Raw genomic sequence first — 11,377 nt, forward strand, 5'->3', positions numbered from 1 at the left:
GCCTGATCCACATGAGGCGCGGACTCACCAGGGCCGCCCTGGTGTTCGCCGGACTCGCGGGCCTCGTCGCCCCCGCCGCCCACGCCACCGACAACGTCCCCTGCCACAGCCCCACCACCAGGGACCTGACCGACCCCCTGAGCGGCCGCCTCTGGCCGCGCACACAGGTCAGGTTCTGCAACCTCCCCCGCGGCCATGTGCCGGTGTACGCGAGCCGCTCGCCCGGCGCCGCCGTCGTCGGCCACCTCGAACAGGGCGGCGCCGCCAACTGGTTCGTCACCGAGATGCGCGGCGACACCTTCCGTGACGGATCCGCCGAGAACCACTGGTGGGGCAGCACCGTGGCGGACAACGGCCGCTGGGGCTGGGTGCCCGAGTTCTCTTTCGCGGGCGGCGAGAACAACGAGGACGACGCGGGCCTGCTGATGCCCGGCGGCTACACCTGCGCCAACACCTGCCCGCCGCAGCCCTTCTGGGCGAGGTGACGCGGGGCACCGGGGTGCTTGACGCCCCGGAGCCACCCACTTAGCGTCACCTCGACATGTACGGACAGGGAGGACGACGATGACGGACGCCCAGGACTCCCTCGACCACAGAGCCAGACAGCTCCAGGTGGAGACACACGGCCTCGACGTGATCGGCGACGCCGAGCGCAAGGGCACACCGCGGACCCTGTTCTGGCCCTGGTTCGGCGCCAACGTCTCCGTACTCGGGCTGAGTTACGGCGCCTTCGTGCTCGGCTTCGGCATCTCCTTCTGGCAGGCGCTGGTCGCCGGGGTCATCGGCATCGTCTTCTCCTTCCTGCTGTGCGGCTTCGTCGCCGTCGCCGGTAAACGCGGCTCGGCCCCGACGATGGTCCTCAGCCGGGCCGCCTACGGGGTGCGCGGCAACCGTCTCCCCTCGGTGATCTCCTGGGTGCTCACCGTCGGCTGGGAGACCGTGCTGTGCGCCCTCGCCACCATGGCCACCGCGACCGTCTTCGGCCGGCTCGGCTGGGGCGGTGGCACCGGGACACAGGTGGTCGCCCTGATCGTGGTCGCCGGGCTCACCGTCGTCGGCGGAGTGATGGGCTTCGACCTGATCATGCGGCTCCAGACCGCGATCACCGTGGTCACGGGCGTGCTCACGATCGTCTACATCGCCCTGGTCGCGGACCACATCCACTGGAGCACCGTCAGCGCCGTACCGGCGGGCTCCGCACAGGAGTTCATCGGCGCGCTCGTCTTCATGATGACCGGCTTCGGCCTCGGCTGGGTCAACGCCGCCGCCGACTACTCCCGCCTATCTGCCCCGCACCTCGTCGAGCCGCGGTGTGATCGGCTGGACCACCTTCGGCGCCTCCGTGGCCCCGCTCCTGCTGCTGGTCTTCGGGCTGCTGCTCGCCGGGTCCTCCAGCACCCTCAACGAGGCCGTCGCCGCCGACCCCATCGGCGCGCTGACCACGATCCTGCCCACCTGGTTCCTCGTCCCGTTCGCCGTCGTCGCCGTACTCGGCCTGGTCGGCGGCGCGGTCCTCGACATCTACTCGTCCGGACTCGCCCTGCTGTCGGCGGGCATCAGGATCCCCCGCTATCTGGCCGCACTCGTCGACGGCGTCCTGATGATCGCCGGCGCCGTCTACATCGTCTTCTTCGCCGACGACTTCCTCGGCCAGTTCATGGGCTTCCTCACCACCCTCGGCGTCCCCATCGCCGCCTGGTGCGGCATCATGCTCGCCGACCTGCTGCTGCGCCGCCGCGACTACGACGAGGGCGACCTCTACCGCCCGCACGGCCGCTACGGCGACCTCGCCCTCACCCCGTTGCTCCTCACCCTCGCCGCCACCGCACTCGGCTGGGGCCTGGTCACCAACTCGGCCGCGAGCTGGCTGGAATGGCAGGGCTACCTCCTCGACCCGCTGGGCCTCGGCGGCAAGTCCGGCTCCTGGGCCTACGCCAACCTCGGCGTCCTCGTGGCCCTCGCACTCGGCTTCCTCGGCACCCTCGCCCTGCGCCGCGGCCACGTCAGGGAGCAGGAGGCGCGGGACCCGAGCCCGGCGGAGGTACCCGCCGTATGACGACCGGCCGACTGACCGTCATCGACATGCAGCACGTCTTCGCCGACCCGGACAGCCCCTGGGCCACGCCGCGATTCGCGCAGGCCGCGGAAGGCGTACGACGTCTGCTGCCGGCCTTCGAGGACCGCGTCACCTTCACCCGCTTCCTGGCCCCGCACGAACCCACCGGCGCGTGGCGCGCGTACTACGAGCAGTGGCCCTTCGCCCTGCGACCCCCGGACGCTGCGCTGTGGCGGCTGACGGACGAGTTCGCCGACCGGGCGCACCACGTTCTGGACGCCCCGACCTTCGGCAAATGGACCCCCGAACTCGCCTCCCTGGTGGGCCAGGAGGGCCGTCTGGTCCTCGCCGGTGTCAGCACCGACTGCTGTGTGCTGTCCACGGCACTCGCCGCCGCCGATGCCGGAGCGGAGGTCGTGGTCGTCGCCGACGCGTGCGCGGGCGCCGACGACGACTCGCACACCAAGGCGCTGTACGTGATGGACCTGTACCGGCCCCTGATCCGGGTGACCACGGTCGCGAAGCTGCTCGAAGGGGTGGGGTGAGACGGGGATGACCGCTCCCGGGCCGGCCGTGACCGCCGATGAGATCCACGCGTATCTGGTCCGGCAGTTGAACCGCGCCCTGCGGTATCCCGAGGGCTACGGGGGCGAGTTGGGGCTGGTGCTGCTGTACGGGCACCTGCTGTTCACGGAAGGGCAGCCCGGCCTCTGGGGCGAGGCTTCGGAACGGCTGCGGGAGAGAGGCGCGTGGACCGCCATCGGGGTCAGGGGCGCGTATCGCGAACTGATTCGGGGTGACGACTCGTCAGGCATGGCCTCGGTGCACGCGGAGTTCGCCCACCGTCGTGGCTGGCTCGAAACGGACCGGGTCCTCGACGCCCGCACGCACCAGGCCCTTCTGGACAGGGCCCGCCAGTGGGCCGACGACGACCGGATGCGGTCGGATGTCCTCGCCGAGTTCGGTCCGCCCTCGGTGCTGCTCGGCGACGACGACCCGCGCTACGGCAAGACGCTCGGCTACGTCAGCGAGGACCCCGACCGGCCGATCGTCTTCTTCCACCTCTGGAACGGAAGCCCGGACGAAGACGCCCCCATGGGGAACCGGGCCTATCCGGAACCGGTGCTGTGGGCCGTGCGCTTCGGCGACGGACCGTTCCGCGACAGCCTCACCTTCACTCCCGAGGGACGCCGACTCCAGCCCTCCTGATCCCCGACGCCGCCACCTACTGGACCCATGCCGGCCCGAGCATGGCCGAGCCACGGTTCCGCCGGGTCGGCTGCTAAGGGAATGCCCGCGTCCGGATCGGGTACGCGAGCAGGGCCGCTCCCGGGGCCGAGTACGCCCCGGGTGGACCGCAAGACCGCCGCTACCAGGGGATTCGCCATGCAGACACCCGCGAACGACAACTCCACCACACCGGCCCGGCGGGCGCTGGACGCGCTCGCCGAGAACACCGAGGACACGGTGGCGCTGGACAGGCTCGCGAGCAGCGATGTCCTCGTCCCCGTGCCCGACGACGCCAGCGACGAGGACGCCGCCGATCCCACGGCGGTGGCGCTTCCCGTGATCGAGCAGCCCGGCGGAGCGCCGGTGGTGCCCGTGTTCACGTCGGAGTCCGAACTCGCCGGGCTGCTGCCCTACGTCTCGCGCTACCGGCTGGTGCCGCTGGGCGCGCTCGCCTCGGAGTGGCCGACGGACGAGCTGACGCTCACCATCGACGCCGCCTCCGAGCACCCGCTCACCCTCACCTCGGAGGGGGTGCGGACGCTGCTGGGCCGGTCGTACGGCTGACTCGGGCGGGTTCGTACAGGCGCTGAGGGGAGGAGCGGCGCCGACTCCGTTCCTCCCCTTGACGCCCACGATCGACGTGCCCCGACGATAGGACCGCACCGGCGGTCCCGTCGCTCCGCGATACGCGGCGACTGTCCGCAAAACGCGGCGGATCGGGGCGGATGGCGTCACGCGCCGCGCAGCGTGTGCGAGGGGGCCTCGCCGAACCGCTCACGGTAGCGCCGCGCGAACCGGCCCAGATGGACGAACCCCCACCGGTGCGCCACGTCGGACACGGTCGTCGACCCCGGCGCCGAGACCCGCAGCTCGTCGTGAACCCGCTGCAGGCGGACGTCGTACACGTACGCCATCGGCGACATGCCGACGTGGCTGCGGAACGCCTCCTGCAGGGTCCGCAGGCTCACCTGCGCGATCCGGGCCAGCCGGGCGGCGTCGTACGTCTCGGCGGGCCGCTCCTGTATGACGTCCATGACCCGCTTGACCGCGGCGGGCCGCATGGGTGGCACGGGGGCCTCCAGTTCCCGGCGGAAGGTGTGGTCGGCCGCCAGCAGCAGCGCTTCGAGCAGGATCTGCTCGATGCGGCCGCGGATGAGCGGACGGCGCAGCAGCCCGAGCGAGGTGTCGTTCTCCAGCAGACTCCACATGGCGAGCTGCGCCCAGCTGCGGCCGGGCCCGCGCAGCACGTCGATGGACGACCCGAAGACCGGCGGGCGGGACAGCGGCCGGTCGAGCAGGGCCTCCAGAGCCTGGTGCAGGGCCCGCTTGTCCAGCTTCACGGCGAGAACCCGGCACTGGGGCGACCAGGCGTCGATACGGACGTACTGGGCGGGATCGAAGAAGACGGCGTTGTCCGTCGTCGCGAACACGACGTCCCCGCGCCCCTGCTGGACGCTGAAACAGCCGCTCAGCGGCACGGCCACGTGGTAGGCGCCCGACGCGGCGAAGCCGGTGCGTATCTCGGTGCCGAAACTGACCTCGCCCACGGTGAGCGATCCGAGTTCGAGCACGCTCAGGCGGGTCGACAGGTCCTCGGCGGGTCCCACGAGGCTCAGGCGCATGTCGTAGTAGTGAGCCGCGAGCGCGTCGTGCGTCGCCTCCAGGGATCGCGTCGCGTAGCTGCTGAATTCTGCGGTCCGGTCCCGCTGAACGGCCACGGCGAGGTCTCTCCCTCCTGCACGGGGTGCTCGCTTTCAGCATGGCCACGCGCGGGAGGAGTCATGCACCGGTCTCTTCCGGTTCCTCACAGGCTCTTCCCAGGATTGAGAATTCCGCGAGGATCGAACACCTCCTTCAGCCGCCGCTGGAGTGCGTGCGCGGCGGGCCCCAACTCGTCGGCCACCCACTGCCGCTTCAGTGTTCCCACCCCGTGCTCGCCGGTCAGCGTCCCGCCGAGCCGCAGCGCCAGCGCGAAGATCTCACCCGCCGCCTCCCAGGCCGCCTCCGGAAGCCGGTCCAGGGACGGGTCCACGACGATGATCGGGTGCAGATTGCCGTCCGCCGCGTGCGCGATGGTGAACACCGGCACGTCATGCTGCGCGGAGATGGCCCGGATCTCCCGCACGGCCTCGGCCAGCCGGGAGCGCGGGACCGCGATGTCCTCGATCAGCGGCCTGCCCAGCCGCTCCAGCGCGGGAAGGGCCCCGCGCCGGGCCGCCAGCAGTGCCTCGGCCTCGGCGGGGTCCTCGGTCGTCTCGACGGTGACGGCCAGCGGTGCGAGCAGCCGCGCGACCGTCGCCGCCTCGGCAGCGGCGCCCGCGCCGTCGCACTGCACCACCAGCAGCGCCGCCCCGCGTTCCGGCAGCGCCGGATCGACGGCCTCCAGCACGGGCCCGTCGACCAGCTCGGCGAGTGCCGGCTCGACGCCGGCCCGGCCGATGGCGTACGACGCCTCGGCGGCCGCCTCGAAGGTGGCGAAGTAGGCGGCGAGCGTGGCGGTGGCCACCGGAACGGGCCGCAGCCGCAGGGTGGCCGAGGTGATGACCGCGAGGGTGCCCTCCGAGCCGGTGAGCAGCGCGGTGAGGTCGTAGCCGGTGACGCCCTTGACCGTACGGCGGCCGGTGCGCACCACCGTCCCGTCGGCCAGCACCGCCTCCAGGCCGAGCACGCTGTCGCGGGTCACCCCGTACTTGGCGCACCGCAGTCCGCCCGCGTTGGTCGCGATGTTGCCGCCGAGGGTGGACAGGGCCGCGCTCGCCGGATCGGGTGCGTACCGCAGGCCATGTGCACGGGCCGCCCGGTCCAGCTCGGCGGTGATCACGCCGGGTTCGACGACGGCGAGCTGGTCGTCCGCCGAGAGCTCCAGGATGCGGTTCATCCCGGACAGGTCCAGGACCAGGGAGCCCTCGCCCGCCGTCGCCCCTCCCGACAGGCCGGTGCCCGCGCCGCGCGGCACCACCGGGACCCGCAGGGCGTGCGCGTGCCGGAGCGTGACGGTCACGTCCTGCGTCCGCCGGGCGTGCACGACGGCGAGCGGCTCACCGTCGGACCGTGCACCGGAGCGGTCGGTGGCGTGCGCGGCGAGCACGGCCGGGTCGGTGGTGAGCCGGTCGGGCGGCAGATCGCGGGCGAGCAGGCCGAGGAGCTGGGCGGAGACGGTGGTCTCCGGGGCAGCGGTCACAGGTCGAGTGCTTTCGTTCCGATGGCGAGCAGGGAGATGTCCGCCTGGGGTGCGTGCACCGGGGCGCACTGGATGTCGCGGAAGTGCCGCTCCAGGGGGTTGCCCCGGGCCAGCCCCGGGTTCCCGAGCAGCCGTACCGCCAGCTCGACGGCCTGTACCCCGTGCCGGTCGGCCAGTACGCGCGCGCCGAGGGCCTGTTCCGGGGAGTATGACGTGTCGCCGGCGTCGAGCTTGGCGGCACCGTCGAACACCAGCTGCTCGGCGGCGGCCAGCAGCACCTCGATCTCCCCGGCGGTCCGCCGGAAGCGTTCCGTACGGGCCACCGGATGACCGAGGTTGGCGGGCACGCGTGTGTGGGCGAACGTGTGGAAGAACGCCTGCGCGGCGCGGGCCACACCCAAGTAGAGCGCGGCCAGCGGGAGATGGAGCGCCGCGCCCGCCCGGTTGTCCTGCTCGGCGGCCCGGCCGTGCGGACCGAGCCCGATGACATGCTCGTACGGGATCTCCACCTCGTGGAACGTCACGTCGTGACTGCCGCTGGCCCGCAGCCCCAACGGGTCCCAGTTCCCGGCGTTCTCGATGCCGGGTGAGCCGCCGGGCACCAGGAACGTGCCCACGCGCGGCTCGGGTTCGTCGGTCGTCGCCCAGACCAGGAACCAGTCCAGCCCCTCCGCGCCGGTCACGAACCGCTTGGTGCCGCTGACCGCCCAGCCGTCGGCGGTGCGCCGGGCACGGGTGGCGGGCAGTCCGCCCCGCGCGGGGGAGCCCAGCTCGGGCTCCACGCGCGCGTGGTTGACGAGAACGGGACGTGCGAACGACTCCTTGGCCACGCGCGCGTACAGCTCCTCCGGCCAGTGCGGCTGCGCGGCCTGGCGGGCGTGGTTGGTGAGCGTCATCGCCGCGATCAGGGCGACGGAGGGATCGCCCTGCCCGAGCCGGTGCAGGATCCGCGCGGTCTCCCGCACGCCCGCGCCCCGGCCGCCGTAGCGCTGCCCGATGGTGGCGGTGAGCAGCCCGGCCTCGTGCGCGAGGCGCAGGGACTCGGTCGGAAAGGCCCCCGACCGGTCGTACGCGGCGGCGAGTTCGGCGATGCGGTCGGTCACAGGGCCTTCTTCAGTTCGGCGTTCAGAGCGGTGCTCCAGAACGACTTGACGTCCAGCTTCGACTTCAGCGCTCCGAGTTCGGTGAACACGTCGGCCACCTTCTGCTGCGAGGCGATGGCGTCGTCGCCGACGGTCCGGGCCTCGGTCGGGCGCTGGGCCTGCGCGGCGACGAGGTCCTTCCTCGCCTGGGCGAGCGGCTGGTGGGTGGCGTCGGCGGTGACCTCGGCGAAACCGTCCAGGTGCCCGTCACGGACGTAGGCGTACGCCTTGGTGATCCGGGCGATCAGATCGGCGGCCGCCGCCTTCTCCACGGGACTCTCCAGCACGCTGTCGCGGGCCGACCAGAGGAAGTTGCCCGACAGGATGTCCTTGCCCGAGCCGACGGTCGTGGCGCCCTGCTGGTGGGCGGTGATGACCGAGGTGCCGTAGGAGGCGAAGGCGTCGATGCTGCCGCCGTTGAGGGCGGCCAGCCCGTCGTTGGGCAGCAAGGGTTTGGCGTCGATGTCGGACCACTTCAGGCCCGCCTGCTTCAGCAGCTCGTACAGGAAGTAGTGGGCGGTGGTGTTCTGGACGTAGCCGACCTTCTTGCCCCTGAGGCCGGCGATGCCGGTCACCTTCGAACCCTTGGGGACGACGACCTCCTGGTTGAGGGTGGCGCCGCGCTGCACGGCGACGACCTTGAAGTTCGGGGTGCCGTCGGCGGCGGCGAAGACCGGGGGGATCTCGCTGGAGGAGGCGAGGTCGAGGGCTCCGGCGCGGATCGCCTGGAGCTGCTGGTCACCGCCCTGGAAGAGACTCCACTTCACGTTGTAGGGGGTGTCGTCGAGGCCGGCGTACTTGAGCACGGCCTCCTCGGTCTTCCAGCCGGTGGAACCGACTCTGAGGGTGACGTCGGCGGGTGAGTCGGCCTGGGCGTCGCCTCCGCAGGCCGCGGCGAACGGGAGCAGTAGGGCGAGCAGGGCGGCGGACGAGCGCAGGGTACGGCGGAACAACACGGGCTCTCCATCAGGCGGCGTGGGTGGTCGTCGTGGCGCGGTGGGCAAGCTCCTGGCGGACCAGCGGCAGGACATGGCGGGCGTAGTCGACGGCGTCGTTGAGCGGGTCGTAGCCGCGGATCGACAGCAGGTCGCAGCCGATGTCGACGTAGTCGAGCAGCGCCTTCGCGACCGTCTCGGGGGTGCCGACCAGCGCGGTCGAGGCGCCGGCGGCGTTGGTGGCGACGGCGGGCGCGGTCCACAGGCAGCGGTCGTGGACCTCGCCGCGCTCGGCGATGTCGAGCAGCCGCTGGGAGCCGACGTTGGCCGGGCGGCCGGTGGTGCGGTAGTGGCGGAGCAACTCGGTGTTCCGCGCCTGGTCCTTGAGGACGCCCAGGGTGCGGTGCGCCTTCTCCCAGGCCAGTTCCTCGGTGGGCGCGATGATCGGCCGGAACGACACCCAGATGCGGGGGCGGGGGCGCCCGGCGGCATCGGCGACCGCGTTCACGGCGGCGATCTGCTCGGCGGTCTCCTTCAACGGCTCGCCCCACAGACCGAAGATGTCGCCCTGCTGACCGCCGACCCGGTACGCGTCCTGCGAGGAGCCGCCGACGGAGATCGGCACGAGCCCGTTCACCGGCTTCACATCCGAGTAGTAGCCCTCGAACCGGAAGTACCTGCCCTCGTGCGAGACCGGCCCGTCGGCCTGCCACACCTTCCGCAGGATCCGGATGTACTCGTCCGAACGCTCGTACCGTTCCGCCTTGTTGAGGTAGTCGCCCTCCCTGCGCTGCTCCTCGTCGCTGCCGCCGGAGATGATGTGCACCGTGAGCCGGCCGTTGCTGATCCGGTCGAGGGTCGCCAGCGCACGGGACGCGTGGGTGGGGAAGACGACACCCGGCCGGTGCGCCAGGATCGGGCGGATGCGCTCGGTGTGCGTGGCGACGAACTGGGCGATCTGGAAGGCGTCCGGCGAGGCCGAGTGGTAGGCGACCAGGGTGTGGTCGAAGCCGCCGTCGTCCAACGCGCGGGCGTACCTGCGCAGATGGTCGGTGTCGAGGCCGGACCTGCCGGCGGCGGCGGGACCGGACGCCCCGGCGTCGGTGTGGACGGCGCTGATGAACTCGACAGGCATGAATGACTCCCGTGACTACTTGAGAAGGGACGTGTCGGACGACTTCGCGACGTCGACGCTCGGGTCCAGCACACCGATGCCGTTCATGAGGTCGGCCACGCCCTGGACGGTCGTGTTGATGTCCGGGGTGATCGGCAGCACCTGGCTGTACGCGGCCGAGGCGAGCGTCTTCGCCACCGACGCGTCGGCGCCGTTGCGCTCCTCGATGGCCTTGGCGTACGCGTCCTGGTGGGTGCTGGTCCACTTCAGGCCCTTGCCGAGACGCTTGAGGAAGTCGGCGAGCGCGGCCTTCTTCTTGGCGTCGGCGAGGGTCTCCTCGGAGGCGTTGACGAAGCCGATACCGCTCACCCGGCCGTCCCCGCCGTCCACGAGGAGCTTGCCGCCCTGCTCCAGGGCGACGGCCTGGTAGACGCCGAAGATCGCCCAGGCCTTGATCCTGCCGGAGGCGAACGCGGCCTGCGCGTCCGTCGGCAGGAGGTACTGGACCTTGACGTCCCGGTAGCTGAGCCCGTTCTGCTTGAGCACATTGGCCAGCAGATACTCCGAGACACTGCCCTTGGCCGAGGACACCACGACCTTCTGGCCCTTGAGGTCCTTCACACTGTCGATGCCGGAGTCCTTGCGGACGACGATGCCGACGTGGGTGCCGTCGTTCTTGAGTGCGGCGACGTTCTTGACCTTCACCCCGCCGCTGAGTGCCTGGAGCGCGGGCAGGTCGGCGGAGTAGCCGGTGTCGGCGGCGCCCGCCTGGACGGCCTGGTACAGCGGGGCGGCGCCCTCGAACTCCGCCCACTTCACCTTGTACTTGGCGCCCTTCAGGGCGTCCGACGCGGCGACGATCGTCTGGAGGGTCTTGGCCTGGTCGCCGATGGTGAGCGTGACCTGCCCCGAGGACGAGGCCCGCGCCTCGGAGTCCGCGCCGCAGGCGGTCAGCGCCAGCAGGGAGGTCATGCTGAGTGCGGCGGCTGCGATTCTGCGGATCACGAGGGGATTCCTTCCAGGGTGTGGGTCACGCCGAGCCAGTTCAGGAGGCGGGCGCGCAGGTTCACGAACTCGGGGGCGGTCAGATCTCGGGGGCGGGGCAGGTCGACGGTGAGCTCGTGGGCGATACGGCCCTCGTCCATCACCAGAACCCGGTCGGCGAGCAGCAGCGCCTCCTCCACGTCATGGGTGACCAGGAGGATCGCGCAGCCGTGCCGCCGCCAGAGTTCGGCGACGAGTTGCTGCACCTTGCCCCGCGTCAGGGCGTCGAGGGCGCCGAACGGCTCGTCCAGGAGCAGGAGTTCGGGCTCGCGCACCAGGGCGCGGGCGAGCGAGACGCGCTGGGCCTGGCCGCCGGAGAGCGTCTTGGGCCAGACGTCGGCCCGGTCCGCGATGCCGACCTCGTCGAGCGCCTTGAGAGCCAGTGCCTTGTCGGGACGGCCGGGCAGTCCGAGGACCACGTTGCGCCATACCTTCAGCCACGGCAGCAGCCGCGGCGACTGGAACGCGGCACTGCGCCGGGCGGGCACGGTCACCTCGCCGCCGATCCCGTCGTCGAGCCCGGCGAGGATCCGCAGCAGCGTCGACTTGCCGCAGCCGCTGTGCCCGAGGAGGGCCACGAACTCGCCCTCGCGGATGTCGAGATCGAGTTCGTGCAGGACGGTGTTGCCGTCGAAGGCCCGCGAAAGGCCCCGTATCTCCACGCTGTTGGGCATC

Annotated in this window: 11 protein-coding genes and 1 pseudogene; 5 read left to right on the forward strand and 7 right to left on the reverse strand. The window is 71.7% G+C overall.

The window, feature by feature from the left end; genetic code table 11:
• Window positions 1-11: 11 nt before the first annotated feature.
• From QF037_RS41400 to QF037_RS41420, 5 genes and pseudogenes are all read left to right on the forward strand, one after another.
• On the forward strand, window positions 12-485 hold the full coding sequence (locus QF037_RS41400; protein WP_307034381.1) for a hypothetical protein: 474 nt from the start codon (window positions 12-14) through the stop codon (window positions 483-485).
• A gap of 79 nt (window positions 486-564) precedes the next feature.
• Window positions 565-2,056: pseudogene (locus QF037_RS41405) on the forward strand (purine-cytosine permease family protein).
• Window positions 2,053-2,601, forward strand: a complete 549-nt coding sequence (locus tag QF037_RS41410) for a cysteine hydrolase family protein (protein WP_307034383.1) — start codon at window positions 2,053-2,055, stop codon at window positions 2,599-2,601. The pseudogene QF037_RS41405 and the gene QF037_RS41410 overlap by 4 nt, the downstream one beginning before the upstream one ends.
• 7 nt (window positions 2,602-2,608) lie before the next feature.
• On the forward strand, window positions 2,609-3,265 hold the full coding sequence (locus QF037_RS41415) for a hypothetical protein (RefSeq protein ID WP_307034385.1): 657 nt from the start codon (window positions 2,609-2,611) through the stop codon (window positions 3,263-3,265).
• A gap of 177 nt (window positions 3,266-3,442) precedes the next feature.
• Complete coding sequence (locus tag QF037_RS41420; RefSeq protein ID WP_307034387.1) at window positions 3,443-3,850, forward strand: SseB family protein; 408 nt, start codon at window positions 3,443-3,445, stop codon at window positions 3,848-3,850.
• Window positions 3,851-4,017: 167 nt separating this feature from the next.
• On the opposite strand, the gene QF037_RS41425 is transcribed toward QF037_RS41420, so the two are convergent.
• From QF037_RS41425 to QF037_RS41455, 7 genes are all read right to left on the reverse strand, one after another.
• Window positions 4,018-5,004 (reverse strand): AraC family transcriptional regulator, encoded by a 987-nt coding sequence (locus tag QF037_RS41425; RefSeq protein WP_307034389.1) that lies wholly within the window; start codon window positions 5,002-5,004, stop codon window positions 4,018-4,020.
• An 86-nt stretch (window positions 5,005-5,090) separates the two neighbouring features.
• Window positions 5,091-6,467 carry an FAD-binding oxidoreductase gene (locus QF037_RS41430; protein WP_307034391.1) on the reverse strand — a complete coding sequence of 459 codons (1,377 nt, stop codon included), beginning with the start codon at window positions 6,465-6,467 and terminating at the stop codon, window positions 5,091-5,093.
• Window positions 6,464-7,570, reverse strand: a complete 1,107-nt coding sequence (locus QF037_RS41435; RefSeq protein WP_307034393.1) for an acyl-CoA dehydrogenase family protein — start codon at window positions 7,568-7,570, stop codon at window positions 6,464-6,466. The genes QF037_RS41430 and QF037_RS41435 overlap by 4 nt, the downstream gene beginning before the upstream one ends.
• Window positions 7,567-8,565: an ABC transporter substrate-binding protein gene (locus tag QF037_RS41440; protein ID WP_307034395.1), complete on the reverse strand. Its 999-nt coding sequence runs from the start codon at window positions 8,563-8,565 to the stop codon at window positions 7,567-7,569. Before QF037_RS41440 ends, QF037_RS41435 begins: the two co-directional genes overlap by 4 nt.
• A gap of 10 nt (window positions 8,566-8,575) precedes the next feature.
• A complete protein-coding gene (locus QF037_RS41445; RefSeq protein ID WP_307034397.1) occupies window positions 8,576-9,679 on the reverse strand; it encodes an LLM class flavin-dependent oxidoreductase in 1,104 nt (367 codons plus the stop codon).
• 15 nt (window positions 9,680-9,694) lie between these two features.
• Entirely contained in the window at window positions 9,695-10,663 is a 969-nt protein-coding gene (locus QF037_RS41450) for an aliphatic sulfonate ABC transporter substrate-binding protein (protein WP_307034400.1), read from the reverse strand.
• Complete coding sequence (locus tag QF037_RS41455) at window positions 10,660-11,376, reverse strand: ABC transporter ATP-binding protein (protein WP_307034401.1); 717 nt, start codon at window positions 11,374-11,376, stop codon at window positions 10,660-10,662. Before QF037_RS41455 ends, QF037_RS41450 begins: the two co-directional genes overlap by 4 nt.
• Window position 11,377 lies beyond the last annotated feature (1 nt).

The organism is Streptomyces canus (assembly GCF_030815415.1).
In the GTDB taxonomy this organism is placed as follows: Bacteria; Actinomycetota; Actinomycetes; order Streptomycetales; family Streptomycetaceae; genus Streptomyces; species Streptomyces canus_F.

What these genes read in the sequence shown, in the direction of transcription:
- QF037_RS41400 (WP_307034381.1), top strand. Translation starts at nt 12, where the DNA reads ATGAGGCGCGGACTCACCAGGGCCGCCCTGGTGTTCGCCGGACTCGCG.
- QF037_RS41455 (WP_307034401.1), bottom strand. Translation starts at nt 11,376, where the DNA reads ATGCCCAACAGCGTGGAGATACGGGGCCTTTCGCGGGCCTTCGACGGC.
- QF037_RS41445 (WP_307034397.1), bottom strand. Translation starts at nt 9,679, where the DNA reads ATGCCTGTCGAGTTCATCAGCGCCGTCCACACCGACGCCGGGGCGTCC.
- QF037_RS41415 (WP_307034385.1), top strand. Translation starts at nt 2,609, where the DNA reads ATGACCGCTCCCGGGCCGGCCGTGACCGCCGATGAGATCCACGCGTAT.
- QF037_RS41420 (WP_307034387.1), top strand. Translation starts at nt 3,443, where the DNA reads ATGCAGACACCCGCGAACGACAACTCCACCACACCGGCCCGGCGGGCG.
- QF037_RS41410 (WP_307034383.1), top strand. Translation starts at nt 2,053, where the DNA reads ATGACGACCGGCCGACTGACCGTCATCGACATGCAGCACGTCTTCGCC.